General features: G+C 63.8%; 26 protein-coding genes and 1 riboswitch. Of the genes, 12 read left to right on the plus strand and 14 right to left on the minus strand.

The genetic code is table 11. From position 1 onward, the window contains the following. Positions 1-52: 52 nt before the first annotated feature. The 3 genes from HGO92_RS14315 to HGO92_RS14325 all read right to left on the minus strand — a co-directional run bounded on the left by HGO92_RS14315 (position 53) and on the right by HGO92_RS14325 (position 2252). The gene (locus HGO92_RS14315; RefSeq protein ID WP_169995934.1) at positions 53-520 is read right to left on the minus strand and encodes a DUF3237 domain-containing protein; all 468 of its coding nucleotides are present in this window, start codon (positions 518-520) and stop codon (positions 53-55) included. Positions 521-731: 211 nt separating this feature from the next. After that, complete coding sequence (locus HGO92_RS14320) at positions 732-1106, minus strand: cupin domain-containing protein (protein WP_169995936.1); 375 nt, start codon at positions 1104-1106, stop codon at positions 732-734. 192 nt (positions 1107-1298) lie between these two features. Further along, positions 1299-2252: an aldo/keto reductase gene (locus HGO92_RS14325; protein ID WP_169995938.1), complete on the minus strand. Its 954-nt coding sequence runs from the start codon at positions 2250-2252 to the stop codon at positions 1299-1301. Between the two features lie 155 nt (positions 2253-2407). Here HGO92_RS14325 and HGO92_RS14330 point away from each other — a divergent pair, with 155 nt between their 5' ends. Next, positions 2408-2635, plus strand: coding sequence for a hypothetical protein (locus HGO92_RS14330; protein ID WP_169995939.1), 228 nt, complete (start codon positions 2408-2410; stop codon positions 2633-2635). Here HGO92_RS14330 and HGO92_RS14335 read toward each other — a convergent pair. The 4 genes from HGO92_RS14335 to HGO92_RS14350 all read right to left on the minus strand — a co-directional run bounded on the left by HGO92_RS14335 (position 2632) and on the right by HGO92_RS14350 (position 5404). Then, positions 2632-2823, minus strand: coding sequence for a hypothetical protein (locus tag HGO92_RS14335; protein WP_169995941.1), 192 nt, complete (start codon positions 2821-2823; stop codon positions 2632-2634). The genes HGO92_RS14330 and HGO92_RS14335 overlap by 4 nt on opposite strands. A gap of 85 nt (positions 2824-2908) precedes the next feature. Then, positions 2909-3223, minus strand: a complete 315-nt coding sequence (locus HGO92_RS14340; protein ID WP_169995943.1) for a 2Fe-2S iron-sulfur cluster-binding protein — start codon at positions 3221-3223, stop codon at positions 2909-2911. A gap of 24 nt (positions 3224-3247) precedes the next feature. Further along, positions 3248-4456 carry a cytochrome P450 gene (locus tag HGO92_RS14345; RefSeq protein WP_169995944.1) on the minus strand — a complete coding sequence of 403 codons (1209 nt, stop codon included), beginning with the start codon at positions 4454-4456 and terminating at the stop codon, positions 3248-3250. 9 nt (positions 4457-4465) lie between these two features. Beyond that, positions 4466-5404, minus strand: coding sequence for an ABC transporter substrate-binding protein (locus HGO92_RS14350; protein WP_240974629.1), 939 nt, complete (start codon positions 5402-5404; stop codon positions 4466-4468). Between the two features lie 162 nt (positions 5405-5566). Between HGO92_RS14350 and HGO92_RS14355 the strand changes: the two genes are divergently transcribed. Next, positions 5567-6439, plus strand: coding sequence for an IclR family transcriptional regulator domain-containing protein (locus HGO92_RS14355; protein WP_169995948.1), 873 nt, complete (start codon positions 5567-5569; stop codon positions 6437-6439). A 118-nt stretch (positions 6440-6557) separates the two neighbouring features. On the opposite strand, the gene HGO92_RS14360 is transcribed toward HGO92_RS14355, so the two are convergent. Then, positions 6558-7001 (minus strand): DoxX family protein, encoded by a 444-nt coding sequence (locus HGO92_RS14360; RefSeq protein WP_169995949.1) that lies wholly within the window; start codon positions 6999-7001, stop codon positions 6558-6560. A 154-nt stretch (positions 7002-7155) separates the two neighbouring features. Between HGO92_RS14360 and HGO92_RS14365 the strand changes: the two genes are divergently transcribed. The 8 genes from HGO92_RS14365 (at position 7156) to HGO92_RS24275 (ending at position 14373) form a co-directional block, all read left to right on the plus strand. Then, entirely contained in the window at positions 7156-7743 is a 588-nt protein-coding gene (locus tag HGO92_RS14365) for a phosphatase PAP2 family protein (RefSeq protein WP_169995951.1), read from the plus strand. A 79-nt stretch (positions 7744-7822) separates the two neighbouring features. Then, the gene (locus tag HGO92_RS14370) at positions 7823-8512 is read left to right on the plus strand and encodes a TetR/AcrR family transcriptional regulator (RefSeq protein ID WP_169995953.1); all 690 of its coding nucleotides are present in this window, start codon (positions 7823-7825) and stop codon (positions 8510-8512) included. A 55-nt stretch (positions 8513-8567) separates the two neighbouring features. Then, positions 8568-10610, plus strand: a complete 2043-nt coding sequence (locus tag HGO92_RS14375) for a 3-hydroxyacyl-CoA dehydrogenase NAD-binding domain-containing protein (protein ID WP_169995954.1) — start codon at positions 8568-8570, stop codon at positions 10608-10610. After that, positions 10603-11784: an acyl-CoA dehydrogenase family protein gene (locus tag HGO92_RS14380; RefSeq protein WP_169995956.1), complete on the plus strand. Its 1182-nt coding sequence runs from the start codon at positions 10603-10605 to the stop codon at positions 11782-11784. The genes HGO92_RS14375 and HGO92_RS14380 overlap by 8 nt, the downstream gene beginning before the upstream one ends. Before the next feature lie 19 nt (positions 11785-11803). Continuing rightward, entirely contained in the window at positions 11804-13480 is a 1677-nt protein-coding gene (locus HGO92_RS14385) for an acyl--CoA ligase family protein (protein WP_169995958.1), read from the plus strand. A gap of 101 nt (positions 13481-13581) precedes the next feature. Further along, positions 13582-13914, plus strand: coding sequence for a DUF4190 domain-containing protein (locus tag HGO92_RS14390; protein WP_169995960.1), 333 nt, complete (start codon positions 13582-13584; stop codon positions 13912-13914). 94 nt (positions 13915-14008) lie between these two features. Next, positions 14009-14197 (plus strand): hypothetical protein, encoded by a 189-nt coding sequence (locus HGO92_RS14395; protein WP_169995962.1) that lies wholly within the window; start codon positions 14009-14011, stop codon positions 14195-14197. Between the two features lie 41 nt (positions 14198-14238). Next, positions 14239-14373 carry a hypothetical protein gene (locus HGO92_RS24275; protein WP_277351902.1) on the plus strand — a complete coding sequence of 45 codons (135 nt, stop codon included), beginning with the start codon at positions 14239-14241 and terminating at the stop codon, positions 14371-14373. A gap of 111 nt (positions 14374-14484) precedes the next feature. On the opposite strand, the gene HGO92_RS14400 is transcribed toward HGO92_RS24275, so the two are convergent. From HGO92_RS14400 to HGO92_RS14425, 6 genes are all read right to left on the minus strand, one after another. Beyond that, a complete protein-coding gene (locus tag HGO92_RS14400; RefSeq protein WP_240974649.1) occupies positions 14485-15834 on the minus strand; it encodes an APC family permease in 1350 nt (449 codons plus the stop codon). A gap of 319 nt (positions 15835-16153) precedes the next feature. After that, positions 16154-16339: a DUF1918 domain-containing protein gene (locus HGO92_RS14405; RefSeq protein WP_074700899.1), complete on the minus strand. Its 186-nt coding sequence runs from the start codon at positions 16337-16339 to the stop codon at positions 16154-16156. A 56-nt stretch (positions 16340-16395) separates the two neighbouring features. Then, positions 16396-16935 (minus strand): OsmC family protein, encoded by a 540-nt coding sequence (locus tag HGO92_RS14410; protein ID WP_169995966.1) that lies wholly within the window; start codon positions 16933-16935, stop codon positions 16396-16398. Positions 16936-16971: 36 nt separating this feature from the next. Beyond that, positions 16972-17087: riboswitch (SAM riboswitch) on the minus strand. Positions 17088-17236: 149 nt separating this feature from the next. Further along, positions 17237-18958 carry an FMN-binding glutamate synthase family protein gene (locus HGO92_RS14415; protein ID WP_169995968.1) on the minus strand — a complete coding sequence of 574 codons (1722 nt, stop codon included), beginning with the start codon at positions 18956-18958 and terminating at the stop codon, positions 17237-17239. Between the two features lie 87 nt (positions 18959-19045). Then, positions 19046-19351: a hypothetical protein gene (locus HGO92_RS14420; protein ID WP_169995970.1), complete on the minus strand. Its 306-nt coding sequence runs from the start codon at positions 19349-19351 to the stop codon at positions 19046-19048. A gap of 123 nt (positions 19352-19474) precedes the next feature. Next, positions 19475-20572 (minus strand): DNA alkylation repair protein, encoded by a 1098-nt coding sequence (locus tag HGO92_RS14425; protein ID WP_169995972.1) that lies wholly within the window; start codon positions 20570-20572, stop codon positions 19475-19477. Positions 20573-21031: 459 nt separating this feature from the next. On the opposite strand from HGO92_RS14425, the gene HGO92_RS14430 reads away from it, so the two are divergent. Continuing rightward, entirely contained in the window at positions 21032-21322 is a 291-nt protein-coding gene (locus HGO92_RS14430; RefSeq protein ID WP_169995974.1) for a DUF3040 domain-containing protein, read from the plus strand. 41 nt (positions 21323-21363) lie between these two features. After that, positions 21364-21678: a hypothetical protein gene (locus tag HGO92_RS14435; protein WP_169995976.1), complete on the plus strand. Its 315-nt coding sequence runs from the start codon at positions 21364-21366 to the stop codon at positions 21676-21678. The last annotated feature ends 253 nt before the right edge of the window (positions 21679-21931 follow it).

Genomic DNA, 21931 nt, shown 5'->3' on the forward strand with positions numbered 1-21931 from the left:
GAACGAGGCCGGGGCCGCCGGATAGCTCTTATAACGTCCCTGTAATGCGGCCCTACTCCACCACAAAAAGATTCAGCCGGACGGCATCCGGGTGCCGCTCTCCTGTCCCGACAATGATCTTTGACCCAAGCCACGCCCAACGTTCGCCAGCCGAGCTCAGCCGCGGACTGCAGCGGAAATAAATCCGCTCCGGCGGCACCGACTCGCCCCGGACCAGCGAGGCAATGTCTTCCGCCGAACCCGAGCGCAAACCGAAGTTCGAGACGTAGATGCGGTCGCCGTCGTTGGTCTCGATGGCGTATTGCGCCTGCAGCTCGGTGACCGTCTCGGACTTGAGGATCTGGAAGTCGGCGCCGGCCGGAAGCACTTTGCCGCTCAAGGCCGGGCCCTGCACCGTACCGCCGATGATAGGGATGATCCGCCGGTGCCCCTCGGCAGTTTCGCCGACTTCGACCGGCTGCCCGACGGCGACGTCGATAGTGGCCAGGAAGGACAGGTTGGGTGTCTGGGGAGTGGTCATGGAAAGAGACGATACCAAGGCCGCAAAGGGATACTCAGGCAACACACAGGTTGCTCCGGGTCAATAAACAAGTTGGAGCTTTAGTGTGAAAACACCTCATAAAGGTGCGAGTGATGCGGCGTCGGCCGGTCGGAGTTTTCCCCCAACCTCCAGCCCGGCCGGCGCCTTTCTCTTTGCCGCACGATTTAGCGGGGACGTTCGCTGCTTGGACTCAGGCCTCCTTCGCGTATTCGGCCGCGCTCAGGAATTCGTAGCCGACAAACGGCTCGTTGCCCTCAACCCAGGCATCATGGCCCGGAGGGATGGCGTAGGAGTCACCGGCCTTCACCGTGGCACGCGTTCCATCGGTCAGCTCGACAGTCAGGGACCCGCCGGTGCACAAACCCACATGGCTGATCTGGCAGGAATCGGTCTTGACCACGGGTTTGATGCACTCGGACCAACGCCATCCTGATTCGAATCGGAACCGCGCCATGGTGTAGTCGCTGACCGTGACCACATCTACTTGTGTCTTATCGGGACGGCGTTTCTCATCCGGATCGTCAAAGGACCGTGAGGCAAGCTGGGATACAGCGTTTGCAGACATTTTCTGCTCCTGCGGAATATACGAGCCGTACGACGATGCCTCCGGGCAACCCGGCTCAAGCCACTCCGGAAGCGGTCTGCCCTCACCGCCTTTGATGGATGTCTCGACGGAAGGGGATCTTGGCACAAATTCGCACCTCCCACCTTCCTCCGATCGGCTCAGCTTGTCGAGAGCCCCGGGTGAGTCCCTTGATTACGGAAGCGCGCGTCCCCGGGCAGCCACCCACAACGAATACCACTCGTCCCGCGTCATGGATGCGGCTATCTGTTCGGCTTCCGCGCAAGCCTGGATCCGCTTCGGGTTGCTGGTACCGACCACCGGCCGGATACGGGCCGGATGCCGCGTCAGCCAGCCCAGCACCACAGCCTCCGGTGAACACTCCTTTTCCTCCGCGATTTCGGTGACCAAGGCCGCGGTTGCCGCGTCCGGGCCGGTTTCCGCCGTCCCGGCCGCCCCGCTGTAGCGGCCTTGCGCCAGCGCGCCCCAGGCTTGCAGTTCGACGTTGTTCGCTTGGCAGTACTCAAGGGTGCCGTGCGGAAATCCGATCTCGGCGGCCTCGGTGTGGTTGACCAGCACGCCGGATTCGAGCCATCCGCTGCGGTGCAGGCTCATCTCCAGCTGGTTCGCCGCAATCGGGTCCGGCAGGGAGGACTGGAGCCAGCGCATCTGGTCTGCGGACATATTTGAAACGCCCAGCCGCAGCACCTTACCGCCGTCCCTAAGCTGCTGGAAAGCGGAGGCGATTTCCTCCGGGTGTGCGAGCGGGTCCGGACGGTGGATCAACAGCACATCGATCCGGTCCGTGCCCAGCCGCTCCAGACTCTCCTCAACCCGGGCAATGATCGTTTCACGGGAGGAATCGTACTGCCCGATGCGGCCGGTGGCCGGAAGCCGGATACCGCATTTGGTCTGCAGTTGGATCCTATCGCGCAGCTCCGGTCTGTCCATGAGGACGCGCCCGAATGCTTCTTCCGCCTTGCCGTGCGCGTAGATGTCGGCATGGTCAAAGATTGTGATGCCCGCTTCCAACGCCGCATCAACGGCCGTGTTGGCCGCCGCTATATCGCCGGCTTCAAGCGGTCCGGAACCCCAGCCGCCACCCAAACCCATGCAGCCGAAAATCAGGCGGGAACCGGCGTCGTTCATTGGAAATCCTTCTCTCGGTGAGGCGATACAGCGTACGACGGCGGGCTACCGCGATACCCCGTGCCGGCACCGCCCCTAGCGGGGTGCGCAGCAAACCGGCAATAGTAGAAGCGGAACCGCTGCTGCGCAGTCTCCCACCTACAAAGGAGAGAACAATGGAAATTGCCAAAGACGACGCCGGCGATATGGTCATCGGCGACGTAAGCAGACTCGGCGGCCGGGCACTGACTGTCGGGATAACCGGCATCTCCGGCGACGAAGTGCTCAGCATCGGCTGGGTAGAGACCGGTGACAGCCTCAGGCTCAATCTCGAAGATGCTGTCACCCTGCGCGATGAGATCGACCGGATCATCAAGGATCGGCACGCCCACGAGGACCTTTAGCCTTGGACTGCGGGCGGCGCCACGATCACCCGGTGCTGCCCCTCGCACAGGTACACCGCCAGAGTCCCCTCGGGGACCGGGCCTTCCGCAGGCCACTGGCTCTCGTCGAGCCCGCGCAGTCCCGCGCCGCAGAAAGGACAGCCCTGCTGCCCATTGCCCGGAACACTTTCCCGCTGTTCGTCTGCCACAGTTACGTCCCTCCGAGTGCCGCCGAACCGTTTCTTCAACCTACGTCGATTTCCCTCCCAGCGGAACCTCTGCCCGACCCTGAGCTCAGAGCTGGGTTTCGGGAAGGCGGACGGTAATGTCCTCCGAAACCTGCAGCTGGCAGGAAAGCCGGCTGTTGGCGCAGCGTTCAGAGGCGGTGCAGTCCAGCATCTCGTCTTCCACGTCGCTGACGGCGGCCAGCCCTTCCGGATCTTCGGTTTCGACGTAGACATGGCAGGTGGCGCACATGGCGCTGCCGCCGCATTCAGCGACGATGCCCGGCACTCCGTTGGAAACCGCAGTGCGCATCACGCTGATGCCCGGTTCCGCATCCAGTACTGTTTCCAGTCCATCGGGCAGGATGTAGGTAATCTTCGGCATGGTATTCCTCCTTGTTATAAGTTTTCAGGCCGCCGTCAGGCGCAGCGGCAGGCTGTCCAGCCCGCGCAGGGTGTTATTCAGCTGCTGGACGGGTTCGCCGGCGGGCTCGAGCTTTTCAACGTGGCGTACGAGGGCCGTAAGGAAGCACTCGCCTTCCAAGCGGGCCAGCATCTGGCCCAGGCAGGCGTGGACGCCGAATCCGAAGCCCACGTGACCGGCAGCCTTGCGGCTGATGTCGAAGCGTGCCGGGTTCTCCCATTGGCGCGGATCGCGGTTTGCCGCGGCGAGGAACATCAGAACCTTGGATCCCTCCGGAATCCTGATGCCGGAGAGCTCGGCATCCTTGTTGGTGGTGCGGAAGAAGGTCTGGACCGGCGACGAGTAGCGCACGGTTTCCTCAAAGGCCGCACGTGCGAGGGACGGGTCCTCGCGCAGGTAGCCGAACTGCTCCGGGTTTTCGGCCAGGCACTGCAGGGCGTTGCCGATCCCGTGCACCGTGGTGTCGACGCCGGCGGAGAGGAAGGAGCGCAGCAGCTTGGCCTGGTCCTCTTCGTTGTAGCCGGCTTCGGCCGCCGCCGCGTGGATTTTCGCTCCGAGCCCGTCCGGCGCGGGCGCACCCGGCTGGCACTGTTCCATGATCCAGGCCTGCGCCTTGGCGCCGCGCTCCATGGCGCGCTCGAAGTGGCTGTTCCGGGGACCGAAGGTATTGAAGACCATCGTGCCGTAGGGCAGCAGGTTCTCGCGGCCGTCCTTCGGCAGCCCGATGAAGTCCGGAAAAACCTCCAAAGGGTAGGCCTCGGCAAGGTCAGCAACGCCATCAACAGTGCCTTTTCCCGCGGCCACTCGCTCCACCAGTTCGTCGGCGCGCTCCTGGAACCCCTCCTTGAGCCCGCGCAGCACCTTCGGCGTCATGATGTGGGAGACCACATGTCGGGCCTTGGTGTGGTGGGGTGGATCGGCCTCAAGCAGCAGGCTCGGCGGACGCCACGGCTTCTCCTTGGCGAAGTCCGAGATACCTACACCTCGGGACGAAACGTACGTCTCATGGTCGGCCAGGACCTGGGAGACTTCCGTATGCCGGGCGACGCCATACAGCTGGTAGCGCTCCAGCCAGAACACCGGTCCAGCCTCGCGCATCTGCTCATGGGCCTCGTAGGGATCGTTCAGGAACTCGTCGCTAAACGGGTCCAGCTCCAGGACCGGTACTTCCTGCGCTGTGGATTGGATAGTCAAGGTTCTCCCCTACTCCGCGACGAGGGACGCGATGTCCAGTTCGCTGTCGATGATCTTGTACTCAAACATCAGGTCCGCTGTTTTCTGCAGCTGCTGGGTGTCCAATTCGCCCTGGAACCGGGGCATCTCGATGGCTTCGACGACGTCGGCCGTCACCTTGGTGAACGTCGGCACCAGCTCGACCAGCCGCTCGCGGTTGCCCTGCAGCTCCTCGGCAGAGGCGGAGATGGACTCCTGGAACGCAGCGATTGCCTCGGGATTCTCCTGCGCAAACTTTTCGGTGGTGATCCAGCCGCCCACCGGCATGTCCGCAACAGGACCGGTGAACAGATCACCGATCTTCACCAAGCCTGCTGCCGTAGCGCTGGCCTGGAACGGTTCCACCTGCCAGATGGCGTCCACGGCGCCACGTTCGAGGGCGGCCTGCATGTCCGGATAGGGCATCTCCACGAGCTTCACATTGGAGGTCTGCATGCCGGCATCCTCGAGCAGCGAGTTGATGGCAACGGTGCCGATATTCTGCAGGTTATTAACTGCGAAGGTCTTCCCATTCAGATCCGCCACCGTTTCAATACCTGAATCCTTCGCGACGAAGATGCCGTGGTCGGCTTTGCCTACGTCGTTACCCGCGACAAGCCGGATAGGCAGGCCCTGTTCGACCGCCAGCAGTGCCGAAGTGTAATTCGTATACATCAGATCCACACTGCCGGAGACCAGGGCCGGAATGGCAGCCGCCCCACCCTGCGTGGGAACGAGTTCCACATCGAGGCCGTTGTCGGCGAAGATCCCGGATTCATCCGCGTTGACCGCCGTGGACGTATGCACGAGCGGGAAATAACCCAACTGAAGTTCCTCGGCAGCCCCGTCTCCCGAGCCGGCGGAAGCACCGCCGCCGCACGCGCTCAAGGCGAGCGCCGCCGTCGTCAATACGGCGCCTACAGTTGCCATTTTGATGCTTCTCCGTTGAACCATCGCACTCCCTCTCGTCACTGGGCAATGTCAGCCCGCGTTCCCCAAGCCCGGTTCACTACGTTGCGACCGGCAGTACAGGAACTATGACCCATGACACAATAGCCGGAACAGTCCGCTTTCATTTGAAAGGAAAAACTCGTGGCCAGATCATCTGGCGGCCGCTCGGCGTTGAGCCGCGTCATGCAGGTCTTTACAGCGTTCGACGTCGATGCGGTCTTCCTGAACATCTCGCAGCTGTCGGTGCGCAGCGGCTTGCCGCTGGCCACAACACACCGGATCGTTGCCGAGATGGAGGACTTCGGCCTGCTGGAGCGGCAGCCCGACAAGACATACCGGTTGGGGGTGCGGCTCTGGGAAATCGCTTGCCGGACCCCGGGCGCGCTCGGCCTGCGCGAAATTGCGATGCCGCACCTTCAGTCCGTCCAGTCCAGGGTCCGGCAGCACACCCAGTTGGGCATCTTGGAGGGTCAGGAGGTGCTGTTCCTCGAACGCCTCTCCGCGCGAGATGCGGTAGTCAACGTGACGCTGGTGGGCGGGCGGCTCCCGCTGCACGCCTCCAGCAGCGGCCTCGTCCTGCTGGCGCATGCCGATGACGAGTTCCAACATGACGTGTTCTCCGGCGAGCTGTTCCGCTACACCGAGCAGACAGTCCAGTCTCCGGATGCCCTGCGCCGGCTCCTGCAGAAGATCCGCCGCGACGGCTTTGCCATCGGCAACGGCTTCATCCACCCGGATGCTCGTGGCATTGCCGTACCGGTGCGCGGGGTTAACGACACGATTGTGGCAGGCCTCAGCGTGGTGGTGCCGAACGACGACGCGCCGACGTTACCCCTGGTGCGTCTGCTCCAGGGGGCTTCAGCCGCCATCACCCAAGATCTGCTGGCGGCATACACTCCCCCGAATGATCCGCAGTCAGCCCCGGGCGGGCGCTTCCGCCAACTCGTCAGTTCTTCGGCAGATTCCATGGAGTACCTGCCGACAGCACCGCGACCAACACGCGCCGGCAGGTAAGTCCGCTCGGATCCGTCCGGCGGCAGGCCAGATGCCTGGCCCAATTCAGAGGACGACGTCGGCACTTTGGTAAGTGCCGACGTCGAACTTCGTATCTGGTTGGGTAGGGATTTCGTTGTCAGGCGAGGACCGCCACTTTCGATTCCTTTCGGCCGAAGAGGTAACGGTCCACGGAGTACGGGCCGGGGCCGATCAGTGCAATGGCAAGGGCTGCCGTGCCCAGAATCAGCACCTGGGAAAAGCCTCCCTGCTCCACGTAGAAACCGGAGGGCAGGTGCGCGAAGATGAGAGCTCCGGCCATGTCGGCCATAAACAACAGGGCGATCGGCCGGGTCAGTACGCCCAGGATGAGGGCCATGCCGCCGAGGAGTTCCAGGTAGGAGATGAACGGACCGAACAGTTCGGGCAGCGGCACGCCCAACTGGGTGAAGTAGCCCGTGACGCCGGCTACGGTATTCTGGCTGACTTTCTGCCACCCGTAGGCGACAAAGATCAGTCCGGCGATGACGCGCAAGGCAGTAATTCCAATATGCTGCAGCTGTATGCGGGTGGAATCGGACATCGGGTTCTCCTTCGGACGGGACGCTCCTTGGACTGCGATTAGTTGACATGTCCAGCATCTATCCGTGCTCTTGAAAAATCCTTGGGTCCCGGAAAAAATGCTTGCGGCGGCTACATGGTCAGCCGAGTAGCCAACAGGCCCGCTAGGCTGGAAAGTGTCCCGAAACCCTGTCCTCATCCACCGGATCGCACGCGTCACCACCGAGATTTTCGCGCCCGCTGTCCTGGTGACACTGGTGCTGGTGACCTCCCCGTTCACCCTGCCGGAGGTGACCGCAGCGCAGGCTGCCGTGGCCGCATTCTTTGTCACGCTCTTGCCCTTCAGCGTTGTGGTCCTGCTGGCCCGGCGGGGCAAACTCAGCGACATCCACATCGGGACGCGGACGCAGCGCGCTCCCATCCTGGCGGGCACCGCCGTCTCGATCGGAGTTGGCCTCTGGCTGCTCACGCTGATGCAGGCACCGCCGGCGCTGCACTCGCTGGTCTACGCCGTGCTGCTGGGTTTGGTGGCTTCCCTGCTCATAAATCTGGTCTGGAAAGTGTCCGTACATGCCGCGGTGGCTGGGATCCTCGGAGCGATGCTGGCCTCGGCTACCCTGCCGCTGGGACTCCTTTGGGCAGCCCTTCCCCTGGCAGTCGGGTGGTCCCGGGTCCAGTTGCTGGCCCACACCTGGCCGCAGGTGGTTGTGGGCTGGCTGCTTGGTCTGGGCATCTTCGCCGTGTACATCGTTTTCCTGCGGTGACCGTGCCGGTACCGTACGGTGGAACGGTGATTCACGATGAGTTTCCGGCCGGGAGCAGGGCAGCCTGATGGTGAGGACGATGGACAACGGCAGCACCGGTGAACAGGCGCAGTTCCGCTCCGGTGTCGCCTCGATAGCGCTGGGGCTTTTTGTCAACCAGGGTTATGAGGCCACCAGCGTCGATGAGATTGCGCAGGCTGCGGGTATCTCGCGGAGCAAGTTCTTCCGGCAATTCCGCTCCAAGGAAGATGTCATTTTCGCCGACCACGAGACCTTGCTGGAGCAGGCGGAAGTGCTGCTGACACAGGAACACCGGGACCCATGGGAAGCAGTCTGCCGGGTCGCCGCGATGGTTTTCGAGCATTTCGCGAAACAGGTCGAAACGTCCCGGCAGCGCTATCAGGTGGTCAACGCCGTACCCGCCTTGCGGGACCGCGAGCTCGTCACGGTCTTCCGCTATGAACGTCTGTTCGGCCAGTACCTTCGCGACGCCGTCCCGGGACTGCCGCCGCTGGATGCCGTGCGCTTTGCGGCAACAGTCATCAGCACGCACAACTTCCTGCTCCGTGACCTGCTGCGCAATGAACGGGAACTCGACGTCGAGGAACTGCAGGCAGCACTCGATGACGTGCGGCGTCTGTACGGTGTGCTCGCGCCCTCGGACTCAAGCCCGCCGGCCGAGGAGGAAGTGGTCGTGGCCGTGTTCCCCAAGTCCCTCCCGCCGGCTGAACTTGCACGCAGGCTCCAGCAGAAACTGCGGGAAAGCTAGTTCTGAAACTCAGTTTCCCTTGACCCGGTACTGAGTTTCAGCGCATACTTCTACGGTGACTATCCCCGAGACAGTTCCCGACGTCGTTATCTCCTACCTTGAGCGCAACGGTTTCCGGTTTGCCTTGCTCACCTTGTCCGGCCCCGGCGGCCGGCCGGCCACACTCGGTCCGGCCTCGTTGGAGCAGCTGGACGGAGTCCTCGACGCGGTGCAGACCTCCGACGTCGACGCAGTGGCCGTGACCGGGACAGGCACCGTATTCTGTGCCGGCGCCGACCTGGACAACATGTTGGAGGCCGAAACTCCTGCGCAGTCGGAAGGCATCGCCCGGCAGGGCCTGCACGTTTTCGGCAAGCTGGCAGCGATGCCGGTACCGACCTTCGCCTTCCTCAACGGTGCGGCCCTGGGCGGTGGCCTCGAGCTGGCCCTCCACGCGGATCACAGGATCGCAGCCTCCTCGGTACGCGCCATCGGCTTTCCTGAAGTCCGGCTCGGGTTGATTCCCGGCTGGGCGGGGATTCCGCTGTCCGTGGCGTTGCTGGGACCCGAGGCTACGGCCAAGCTGGTAGTGCGCGATTCGCTGGCCGGATGCAATCTCGCTGCACAGGAGGCGGAAGCCGCAGGCCTGGTCGACGCAGTAGTACCTGGGCCCGAGTTCCTGCCCGCCGCGCTCGACGTGGCCGCGGCCATCCTCGCAGGCGAAGGGACCGCCGGCCGGCCCCACCCGAGCCAAGCCGGTTGGGCGGACACGCTGAAAGTTGTCCGGAGCGAGCTGGACAGCCGGCTCCACGGCGCGGCGCCTGCGCCCTACCGTGCGTTGGAGCTCATCGACCGGACAGTTCAAGACGCATCATCCCCCGAGGCCGAGGTCCGCGCATTCGGCGAGCTCGTCCTCTCCCCCGAGGCCCGCGCCAGCATCTACGCCTTCCGCCTCACCCAGTCCCTGGCCAGGAACCCTGCGGGGCGGCCAGCCGTCGATTCCCGCCCGGTAACATCCGTCGGAGTCATCGGCGCCGGCCTGATGGCCAGCCAGCTGGCGCTGGTCTTCGCCCGGCAACTGCGTGTTCCGGTGCTGATGACGGACCTTTCGGCGGATCGGCTGGCCAAAGCTCTGGACTGGATCGACGCCCAGCTGGCCAAGCAGGTGCAGCGCGGCACACTGACCGAGGACTCGGCCGCCCAAATCCGCGGGCTGGTCAGCGTCACCACGGACAAGCAGGATTTTGCGCTGTGCGACGCGGTGATCGAGGCCGTCTTCGAAGATCTCGCAATGAAGCAAAACGTCTTTGCCGAGCTGGAGCCCATCCTGCGGCCGGACGCCCTGCTGCTGACCAACACTTCAGCGCTGTCCATCGAAGCCATGGGCAACGGGCTGGCGCATCCGGAGCGCCTGCTGGGTTTCCACTTCTTCAACCCGGTGGCGGTCCTCCCGCTGCTGGAGCTGGTGCGGACGCCGCAGACGGACCAGAAGAGCCTGGCCACGGCCTTCGAGCTCGCCGCCCGGCTGCGCAAGACGGCGGTTCTGGTCGCCGATGCTCCCGGGTTTGTGGTCAACCGCCTGCTGACCAGGCTGTTCAGCGAGGTGCTGGCGCTGATTGACGACGGCGGTGATCCGGCCGCCGTCGACCGGGTCCTGGATCCGCTGGGGCTGCCGATGCGGCCCCTGGCGCTGCTGCGCTTTATCGGTCCAGTGGTGCAGCAGCACGTCTGCGAAACCCTGCACAGCGCGTTTCCGGACCGGTTCCGGATCAGCGCCACCCTGCGCATGATTGTCGATGCCGGTCTGCCTGGCTACCTGGACGACGACGGCGAAGTCCCGCCCGAGGTCCGTGCTCTCCTGCCCGCGCCACGCGGCGTGGATCCAGCCGAGGTGCGGAGCCGGATCATCGCGGCGCTGGCCGACGAGGTGGACCACATGCTCGCAGAGGGCGTGGTGGCCGGGCCTGAGCAAATCGACCTGTGCATGATCCTCGGCGCCAACTACCCCTTCCACACCGGCGGACTGACTCCGCTGCTGGGCCGGCTTGCCGGTACCGGCCATCACCCGAGGCCCGCCAGCGCGGGCAGCCCGAGAACAAAGGACAGCATCAGTGCCTGACTACGACGTTTCCGCTCCGCTCGACACCGATTACTACGGCGTCTTCCGCGACATACCCGCAGCGGACAGGGCTGTCTGGGGGCGCGCCCGGGCATTCACCGACGAAGCGGTGCCGCAGATGAACGATTACTGGGACCGCGCGGAATACCCCCTCCATCTGGTCAAGCGCATGGGCGACCTGGATCTGCTCTCCGATGGTCTCGCCGTCCCGGGGCAGGAGCCGATGTCGCCCTTGGCCGCCGGTCTGGTGAACATGGAGGTCTCCCGCGGCGACGGCTCGCTGGGCACTGTGATTGCGGTGCAGGGCGGGCTGGCCATGCGCTCCATCGCGTACTTCGGCTCCCAGGAACAGAAGGAGCGCTGGCTCGGGCCGCTCGCCAGGGGTGAAGAGTTCGGCGCGTTTGCCCTGACGGAACCGGACCACGGCTCGGACTCCGTCTCGCTGGAGACCACAGCCGTGCGCGACGGCGATGAGTTTGTGCTGAACGGCGAGAAGAAATGGATCGGTAACGGTTCGGTCGGCGGTATCACCGTCGTCTGGGCGCGGGACGAGGAGGGCAATGTCCGCGGTTTCCTGGTCAGGCAGGACACTACGGGTTATGAAGCCGAGACGATTACCGGCAAAGCGTCCCTGCGGGCCATTTACCAGGCCCGCATCCGGCTGGAAAATGTCCGCATTCCGGTGGCCGACGTACTGCCCGGCACCCGCACCTTCAAGGATGCTTCAACCGTGCTCGTCGCTACCCGGCTGGGCGTGGCATGGTCCGCGCTCGGCCACGCCACCGCGGTCTACGAGGCCGCACTGAACTACGCCAAGCAGCGGACGCAGTTCGGCAAGCCGCTGGCCAAATTCCAGCTTGTCCAGGAACGGCTCAGCCACATGCTCGCCGAGCTGACCAGCATGCAGCTGCACTGCGTCCACATGGCCTCCTTGGACGCGGCCGGTGCCTTGCGGCCCACTCAGGCCTCGATGGCGAAATACCACAACACCCGCAAGGCACGCGAGCTGGCTTCCATCGCCCGCGACATGCTTGGAGGCAACGGCATCTTGCTGGAGAATCATGTGGTCCGCCACCTGCTCGACATCGAATCCATCCATACCTACGAGGGCACCGAGAGCGTGCAGGCACTGCTGATCGGCCGCGAGGTCACCGGCCACAGCGCCTTCGCCTAAACCCCGCCAAACCAGGAGCATGACAGTGACGTCAGTAATTCCCGCCGGCATCCAGCCTGCCAACGACACTCCCCTGAGCCCGTTGCGTTTCCTGCAGCGATCCGCCGAGGTGTTCGGCCGCAAGACCGCCATCATCCACGGTGACCGCAGCTACAGCTACCAGGATTTCGCCAACGAAGCCCAGCGGCTGGCCAAGGCCATCAGGAACCGGATCGAGCCGGGCGACCGGGTGGCGTTCCTTTGCCCGAATGTCCCTGAACTGCTGATCGCCCACTTCGCTGTGCCGCTGGCCGGCGGCGTGCTGGTGGCGCTCAATACCCGTCTTTCGCCGCGGGAAATCCATTACATTTTGGAACATTCGGAGTCCAAACTCCTGTTCGTGGACTCCGAGTTCCTGGGGTCGCTTGCAGGGCTGCAGGCGCAACTGCCCGAACTCGACGAAGTCGTGGAAGTCTGCGACAGCACCGTCGCACCAGCCCAACCCCTGGCTGCGACCAGCAATGCCGGTACCATCGCGACAACCAGCTACGAACAGTTCCTGTCCTCGGCACCGGAGGCGCCGGATCTGCCGTGGGGCGTGGCTGATGAACGCACGCCGATCACGCTGAACTACACGTCGGGAACCACGGGACGGCCCAAAGGCGTGCTCTACTCGCACCGCGGCGCCTACCTCAATGCACTCGGCGAGACCTTCCACAACGGTTTCACCGGCGATACCCGCTACCTGTGGACGCTGCCGATGTTCCATTGCAATGGCTGGTGCACCCCGTGGGCCGTTACCGCCGCTGCCGGAACGCATGTGTGCCTGCGCGGCGTTCGCGCCGATGCCGTCTGGGACGCCGTCGACAACCAGGGCATCACCCACCTTTGCGGAGCGCCGACTGTCTGCAACATCATCGCGGAAGCCGAACAGGCACACCCGTTGGAGTCGCCGCTGCGGCTCACGACGGCGGGAGCACCGCCATCGCCAACCATCATCGGCAAGCTTGAAGCCCTTGGAATCACGGTTGTCCATGTGTACGGATTGACCGAGGTATACGGGCCGAACACCATCTGCGAGCACCAGCCGGAGTGGGACTCGCTCCCGGCCGCGGAACGGGCCGAGAAGATCTCACGCCAGGGCGTGGGCATGCTGCAGGCGGACAGTGCCCGGGTGGTGGATCCGGACATGAACGACGTGCCCGCGGACGGGACCAGCATCGGCGAGATCGTCCTGCGCGGCAACAATGTCATGCTCGGGTATTACAAGGATGAGGAAGCCACCGCGGAGGCGTTCCACGGCGGCTGGTTCCATACCGGCGACCTGGGCGTCATGCACCCGGACGGCTACATCCAGCTCAAGGACCGGGCCAAGGACATCATCATCTCCGGCGGCGAAAACATCTCGACGATCGAAGTCGAGCAAGCCATTGTCTCCCACCCCGAGGTACTGGATGCCGCCGTCGTCGGTGTTCCGCACGAAAAGTGGGGCGAGCGGCCGATGGCCTTCGTGATCCGCAGCAGCACCGCCACCGTCAACGATGCGCGCCTGCGCGATCACCTGCGGGAACGGCTGGCCGGCTTCAAGCTGCCCGACCGGATCCTGTTCACCGACGAGCTGCCGCGGACTTCCACCGGCAAGGTGATGAAAGCGGACCTCCGCGCCTCCGCCCTTCAGGCGGCAGCAGCCCAGGACGCTCAAGAGCCTGTGTCATGAGCTGACCCGCACGGAGGTGACCAGCCGGTAACAGTGCCCTGACTGTCCGAGGGCGGCGATAGGCTGGGTAAAACCTTTCAGCACAACCTTCAGGGGTCAGCATGTCCAATCCGTACCAGCCGTCGAATCTGCCCGGGCCGCAGCATCCCGTGCCGGTCTACCAGCAGGTCTACGTCCAGCCGCCCCAGCCGAAGGGCGCCAGCGTCACGGCCATGGTGCTGGGACTGGTTTCCCTGTTCCTCGGGTTCACCTTCGTGGTGCCCATTGTCGGATTCATCTTCGGTCTGGTTGGCCTGAGCAAGGAACCCGCGGGCAGGGGAATGGCGATCGCCGGACTGGTACTCAACGGCCTCATGCTGCTGGGCTGGCTGCTGCTGTTCATCTTTGTCTTCGGTATTTTCGGCGCGGTAGCCACATCCGGCACCATGACCTGACTTCCTAGTGCGCTCGCCCATACCGGACCTAAAATAGTGGCGTGACCTGTCGGCGTCCTTGCAGGCGGACACTGCCAGCCATAGGAGAAACACCATGGGTATAGGTAACAGGATCAAGCGGGCCGCCGAGCGGTTGGGCGGCAAGGGCAGGATGGGTACCGGGCATACTCCCGGCAGCACCCGGGGCAGAACGCGCGGTACTTATGGATCGGCCGGAGCAGCCGGCACGGAACACGGTGGCATGGGCGGGAAAATCATGGGCGCCCTGAGGAGAAAGCACTGAGCGAACAGATCCACGGGATTCTTGACCGGGCGCAGGAAGAAATGCTCTGGGTTGGCCCCGACCACCCCTCGTACCGGCTGCTGTCGGAGCTGACCCACGCTGTCCGGGATGCCTGGCAGGAAGGCTTCGAACACGCCCGCCACGGCGCCGCCGAAGACAACCCGTACCGCTATTGATTACGACGGCGGTGCCTCCTTCTCCCCGCCCCGGCACCTTGCCGGGGTGGGACGGAAGGCAGGCACCGCCGTCGTTGTCCTAGTGTCAGGACTGTCTCTTGAGTGCCTGATTCATCGGCGCGAGCGGACCCGCTCCAGCACGTGCTCCTCGGCCAGCGGCCCGGCCTTGATGCCGGCGGGCACGCGGAAGAAGTACACCAGCCCGATGACCCACCACAGACCGAAGAGGATCCACGGCTCGATGCCCAGCTGCGCCGGCATTCCCGGCATGTACAGACTGAACAGGGCCACGCCCAGCACAGCCGCGGCGATGCCGATCCCGATGCCGCCCTTGCCCTTGCCGCCGATCCGCAGCGGCCGGTCCATCTCCGGTTCGCGGCGGCGCAGGATGAGGAAGGAAATCGCCACCAGGGTGTAGGCCAGGACGATGCTCGGGGCACCGGAATCGACCAGCCAGCCGAGCATTTCCACGCCGAAGAACGGCGCGAGGAAGCTCAGCCCGCCGATGAACAGCAGGGCGTTGTGCGGGGTGCCGTACTTGGGGTGCAGCTTGCCGAACCAGGCCGGCAGCATGCCGGAGCGCGCCAGGGAGAACATCAGTCGGGACGCGCCCAGCAGCAGCGAGTTCCACGAAGTGAGGATGCCCGCAATACCGCCGGCGATCAGCACCTTGGCCATGATGTCCGAACCGAACATCGCGCCCACGGCATCCGCCGTCGCAATGTCCGTCCCCGCCAGCTCGCCGGCTGGCATGGCCGAAGACGTCGTGAGCACCACCATCACGTACCAAATGGTGGCAAGAATGACCGAGACCACCACGAGCCTACCGATCTGGCGGGCCGGAATGTTCACTTCCTCGGCGGACTGCGGAATCACATCGAACCCGATAAACAGGAACGGCACCACCACCAGCACGGCGAAGAAACCGGTCATGCCACCGTTGAAGAAGGGCTCCATGTTGGACACCTCGCCGCCGGTGAAGGCACCGGCGATCATGACCAGTCCGATGGCCAGCAGGAACAGCACAACGAAGTTCTGCACGAGGCCGGCTTCCTTCACGCCGCGGATGTTGATCCAAGTAATAACGACGGCGGCAACGGCCCCCACCAGCGCCCACGTCAGGTGGACGTCGAAACCGGCAATGTTCCAGAGCTTGATCTGGCTGAGGTTGGGAAAGATGTATTGGACGGTCCGCGGGAGCGCCACCGCTTCGAAGGCCACGATGGTTACGTAGCCGCCGATGATGGCCCAGGAGCCGATGAAGGACGGACGCGGGCCCATCGCCCGCATGATGTAGTTGTGCTCGCCGCCGGCCTTGGGCATCGCCGCACACAGCTCGGCATAAGTCAGTCCGACCACTGCCATGATGATGCCGCCCGCAAGCATGGCCGTCACCGAGCCCATGGTTCCGGCGGACTCCAGCCAGCCGCCCGTCAGGACCACCCAGCCGAAGCCGATCATGGCCCCGAAGCCGAGGGCGAGGACGTCGAAGCGGCCCAGTACTTTCTTCAATGAGGGTTCGGTTTCGAGTTGTGATACTGCCACGCCGACGCCCCTTTCTCGTTCATATGCCGTTCAGACATGGGAAATTGCCGGCGACGCGAGGATGGCACCGATCACGGCAAATGTAACTGCACGACATTACTACGATATTTCGGCCTGAATCGGCCATGTTGCGGGGGCATCACCGGCAGGCGCTGGACAGCGCTGAGGGCGGCAGCACCATCATGCTGCCGCCCTCAGATCAGCTCTCGGCCGGTGAACGGGCTGCGGTCCGCGGCTACGGGTTGTGCTGGACTACGAAATCCCCACCGGGGAAGACCACCGACTCGTGGCCGTCGTCGAACCGCACAAAGTACGGCGGAGCCCCGTCATCTCCCCTGACTTCGACGATTTCCCCGTGCCGGTCGGACGATTCAACGGTCCTGCCGCGGACAATGATCCTGTTGCCTGGCGATGCCTTCATCGTGTATTACCTCCTGGCCCTAGCGTACGATCGACCGCGCAGAAGGGGAATAGCCGCTACTTGGTGAAGACCTCCACGCTGACCGGCGTCGGGTTGGCGAAAAGGTCCAGCACCGGGCAGTGGGCGTCCACTGAGCGGCGCAGTTCCTCGTAGCGTTCCTGCGATTCCGGGCCGCTGATGTTCACGCTCAAGCGCACGGAGCTGAATCCGGGGCGCACGTTACCGTCCGCCCCGAACAGGCCCTGCACATCCAGATCGCCCTCGGCATCGACGCTGATCTCATCGAACCGGATGCCCAGTTGGTGTGCATACAGCCGGTACACCACCACCTGGCAGGAGGCCAGGGCGCCCAAGGCATACTCCACCGGGCTGGCGGCGGTGTCCTCACCGGCCAGTCCCGCCGGTTCGTCAACGGAGAACTCGTGCTTGCCGGCGGTGACACGGGTGGCCACCGGGCCGGTTCCCTCGCCTGCGACCTTGAAGGTCAGCTTGGCGTTCGCGGTGTCTTCGGCAATCTTGCCGGACCAGAAGGCGCCGGCCTCGTTGAGGCGGGTGGCACGGTCTTCGGCCAGATCACGGAGAGCCGTTTCAGTCATGGTGGAATCCTTCCTGTCGGCGCATGCCGGAGCAGGGCGCCATACTTACGCCTCCCGTTTGGGCAGGCGTCGAATCTTCACCTGGGGCACCCCGCTACAGCTACGAGGGTTGCCGTCCAACCGGCCAGGGCCGAGGGTTGGAACTCTTGATTCTGCGTCCGATTCTGCCCGCCGCACCCCGGAGCACTCAACCGCTTCGTAACACGAGGACTCACGCCATGAAGAACGACGCCCGCACTCAGGTTCTGTAAAAGCGGAACCTCAGTGCCGGCGTCGTACGCGGTTTTTGTGTCCTTATTTCCTAGCGGCCCAGCTCGCCCTCGGGGCGGCCCACCTGGCCTTCAGGCTGGTGCTTATCGCCGGGAATCCGGGCCCGGTCATACTCGGGGCTGCCTGGTACGGGCTCCACCTTGTGCTCGTCCTCGGTGGCCTTCTTGGGCGGTTCGCGGAAGTAGTCCGCGTTCGCCAGGTTCCAGTCTTCGCGCCAGCCTCGGGGAGGATCCTTGAGCAGTTCGCCCGGCTCCATCCAGTTGTAGATGCTCTCGTAGGAACGCGTGGTCAGATGGTCCACGCGGCGCCGAAGCATCCGCGGGGAGACCTCGTCCGGGGATTTGCAGCCCATCGACGCCATGATCTGTACGCTCTCGTCCACAGTGAGCTTCTGGTAGTTGAAGACGCGCTGGCCCTTGTCCTCCACGTTGAGCGCGCGCACCAACCGCGGGTTCTGCGTGGCGACGCCGACGGGACATTCGTTGGTGTGGCATTTCTGCGCCTGGATGCAGCCGGTGGCCATCATCATGGTCCGCGCACTCATGGTGAAGTCCGCGCCTTCGATCAGGCGCTTGACGATGTCCGAGCCGGACGCGACCTTGCCCGCGGCGGCAATGCGGATCCGGTCGCGCAGCCCCACGCCGACCAGGGCGTTATGCACCAGCATCAGGCCCTCGGTCAGCGGCGTGCCCACGTTGTCCTGGTACTCCAAGGGCGCAGCGCCGGTACCGCCTTCGGAGCCGTCAATCACAATGAAATCCGGGGTTACCTTTTCCTCGAGCATGGCCTTGCAGATGGCGAGCACGTCCACCCGGGAGCCGACGCACAGCTTGAAGCCGATGGGCTTTCCATCGGAGAGTTCGCGCAGCTGCTTGACGAAGCGGATCAGTTCCCGCGGCGTGCCGAAGGCGCTGTGGCTGGCCGGAGATATGCAGTCAACGCCCATCTCCACACCGCGTGCTTCGGCAATCTCCGGCGTGACTTTGGAACCCGGCAGGACCCCGCCCAGACCCGGCTTGGCCCCTTGGGAAAGCTTGATGCTGATGCCCTTGACCTCGGGCCGCGCCGCCTTTGGAACGAAGGCCTCGGGGCTGAAGTGGCCGTCTTTGTCCCGCGCGCCGAAGTAGCCGGAACCTATTTCCCAGATCAGGTCGGCACCGTATTCGAGGTGGTACTTGGTCAGGCCGCCTTCACCGGTTTCCTGCACGAACCCGCCGAGCGCCGCGCCCTTGTTCATGGCGAGCACAGCATTCTTCGACAGCGATCCGAAGCTCATGGACGAGACGTTGAACAGCGAAATGTCGTAAGGCTGCCGGCAGTCGGGCCCGCCGAGCGGCACCCGCGGATGCTGCTTGGGCGTGGCCACCGGAGCGGTGGAATGGATCAGGTACTCGTAGCCGATCTGGTTCACTTCGCGTTCCGTGCCGAAGGCCTTATGGCTGTTCTCGCCCTTGGCCCTCGCATACACCAGCGACCGCACGTCGCGGTTGAACGGCTTCCCGTCCACGTTCCGCTCGACAAAGTACTGCTGGATTTCGGGCCGGATGGATTCCAGCACGTAGCGCATATGCCCCAGAATGGGATAGTTCCGCAGGATCGAGTGCCGGGTCTGGACCACATCCCAGATCCCGATCACCAAGAGCGCAACAACGACGGCGGCCAGCACCCACCAGCCAACGGAACCGAACGAGGCGGCAACGATGGTGATAAAACCCAGCACCGCCAGAACAACAAAAACCAAAAAGCGTGCCATGGCTCGAGTCTACGACCGGATGCCGGAGGAACCGGACGGATCAAGGAGATTCATCCGGTTCCTGAACACGCTGAGAGGAGTCTGAGGTCAGGCGCAGCAGTCGGCCGGCTGCCGCCCAGCTGGAGCCGGTGCAACTGCGGAGGTCGCCGGTGCGCCACGTCCCAACCTGGGCAGCAAACTGCGGAACCAGGCCAGCGCCCGATTGTCACTCGGTTTGGCTGGAACTGCTTGCTGGGTTCGCACCACGGCCTTGGCCCGGTTCGCCCGCGACCGCAACGCCGTTCCGCGGCCTTGGTACTGCGAGCGCTGGCGGGTCCGCTCTGCCTGCGCCATCAGCTGCTGCAGTTCGATGTTGTGGATCTTCAGCCAGTATTCCGGAGGTTGAAGGCTCATGGCTGGTCCTGCTTTCTTCACGAATTCCGATAGGTCTTAGCGTCAACGCCGTGCACACCGGATTCCATGGCCGGGAAAACTGCCAGTTTCCGTCGAATTCCTGCCATCGCTCCCCTGCCGCCGCTAGATAACGACGTCGAACTCCGCCGCCGCTGACAGTTGGCCGTTCACCTGCACTTGAAGCAGGTGGCGGCCGGCGTAGTGCACCCGGGTGGTCATCGGCCGGAGGGCATGGGCCTTCCTGAACCGGCGGGTCTCGCCCGGTTCCAATTCCGCGACGGCGAGCTTGAAGACCTTCGGGGCCAGCGACCCGTTGGCCTTCACGTAGTGGACCACGTAGTCGACGGCCAAACGCGCGGGGTGCAGCGAGTCGTTGGTGACCGCCACCGTAAACGTGACTTCGCCCGGCAACTGCACCTCGGTCCGGTCCAGCTCCGGTACGGACATGCTCACCGCTCCCGGAGTGAAGCCCAGCAAAGCAAGCGCGCCGGGGTGCGCCTTCTTAACCAGCGTCCGCAGCCCATGCCGCACCACCCACGGCGTTCCGTCGCGTGCGTCCTCCTGCCACTTCCCCGCGAGGGCGACTACGGTTACCGGGTCATGGCGGGCGATGTCGTTGAGGTGGTTGGCCACGGACCGGCGGACCAGTTGGCTTGAGTCGGTGTGCAGGGCGTCGAGCAGCGGCAGCGTTGCTTCCGGCCGGGCGATGATTTCCGGCACGCGGACCGCCCAAGGCAGGTACGGCCGCGGTCCCTCGCTTGCGAGCCGGCGGACCTGTTCGTCTCTGTGGAGAGTCCAGTCCTGCATCTGCGCCAGTGCCCGGTCAAGGTCCTGCAGGAGCAGGCGACGGATCGCGAACTCCCCTGTGAGCCGGGGAGTCAGCTCGAAGAGCAAGGCCAAGGCATCGTCGAAGGCACGCGTGGTCCCGTCCTGCAACGCGAGCGTAACCGCTGCCTCCGAGACCGGCCAGATCATCCAGCCGGTGAAGGACTCATCATTCAGCGCAGTCCGGATGATGTCGGCTGCCTGACCGTAGCCGACGCCGAGATCGGACAGCAGCGCTGCTGCCAGCAAGTCGCAGCGTGCCCGGAGCGAGAGCGGCTCCAGCTTCGCTTCGGCAGCGCCGAGCGCCATCCAGCCCGAACGGGGTGAGCCTTGGCCGAGCGTTGTCCTCAGTCCTTCCACGGCCTCCGGGCCCAGCAGGTCGTTCATTGCACCCATGCGGTCCTCCCGGTATCCGATCAGCTCTTGCCAACATCCCCTCTTCGGCATCTTATGGTGCGCAAGACCGAACGATGCTCCTCGTCGCACGATAAGACAATCCGTTTTTTCTCGGCCGCTTTCTATTCACCATTCAAGTGTTGCCATTATCACCAATTCTTTTTTGCTTTATTGGGCCTTTTGGCTATCATTGTTATAGAGGCTTGAGGATAAAAATAAAGAAACGTCAAAGGGCACTAGATGCCGACTGGTTGATTTATCCGAAACAAATTCACATTCAAGGGAATAGTGAATAGCAAGAACGTGGGGAGAACCTGTTCCGGACGCCGTTCGAAGCCTCGCTACTGGCTCGGGTGTCGGCAAGCAAATTGGCTCCGACATACCAAAGTCCCATGGGCCGATGCGTCAGGAACTGAATCACTGAGAGGAGCTTGCTTGATGTACGGAAAGGAAATGTCTTTGTCTTACAACGAACGAATGCAGCTGGAGGAGTTGGAAAGGCAGATCGATTCGGAAGATCCGGCATTTGCCCAAAAGCTTCGGGCCGGGATGCCGGAGCAGCCGGCGCTAGTCCCGAGCTGGCCCGGACTGTTCGTGCTGTTGACCGGAGTGCTGGTACTCCTGTTCGGCGTCGCCACACAATTGCCCCTCATCGGGATTATTGGCTTCCTGCTACTGGTTATCGGTGGTTATAAGCAGGTTCGCGAGCCGCTCTCTCACGAGGATTCGGGCAGTCAGTCCAGTAATTAAACCCATGCCAACTATCAGCAGTGAAAGGAGGTAGAAAGCGCGTGTTGGACACGATCAATTTCACTATGGCAGCCGAATACCGCCAGGGGGATGAGCAGGCCTTCCGCGACGTTATTGACTGGATATTAGCTAACGGTGTGGGAGGGGCGTCCTTCGAAGCTGCTGAGGTAACCGGCAGCGTTGCCTACCTGCAGGGATCCATCGTCGGCGACCGCCGGTTGGTCGCAGAAGCCGGACTTGCCGAGTATCTCGCCGACGTTCTCGCCCGCAAGGAAGGCATCCATTTGAATATCAGCATCCACCTTGCCTCGCCTAGCAGGCAACTGCCGGCTGAGCGCGCGGCGGTTGCCGCATGACGGTCCGGCACGCGTAACGAAGAACCCAGAACCGCGGCAGCACCGAGGCCTGCCGCGGGGCCGTTCAATTCAGCCCGCTGGACAGCAGCAGCCTGATTGCGTTCCATTCGGTACCGGCGGCAAACCGGCTCATCGGAATCGAGGGTGTAACTAGCGTTGGCGCGTCGGTCCCCGGATAAAAGTCGAGGCCTTTCGATGATGGAAGTTCCTACACTGTCCATCCGAAAGACCTCGACTTGCCTAACGCTACCTT

Origin of the sequence: Crystallibacter degradans, assembly GCF_012952295.1 — a bacterium.
Taxonomy (GTDB): Bacteria; Actinomycetota; Actinomycetes; order Actinomycetales; family Micrococcaceae; genus Crystallibacter; species Crystallibacter degradans.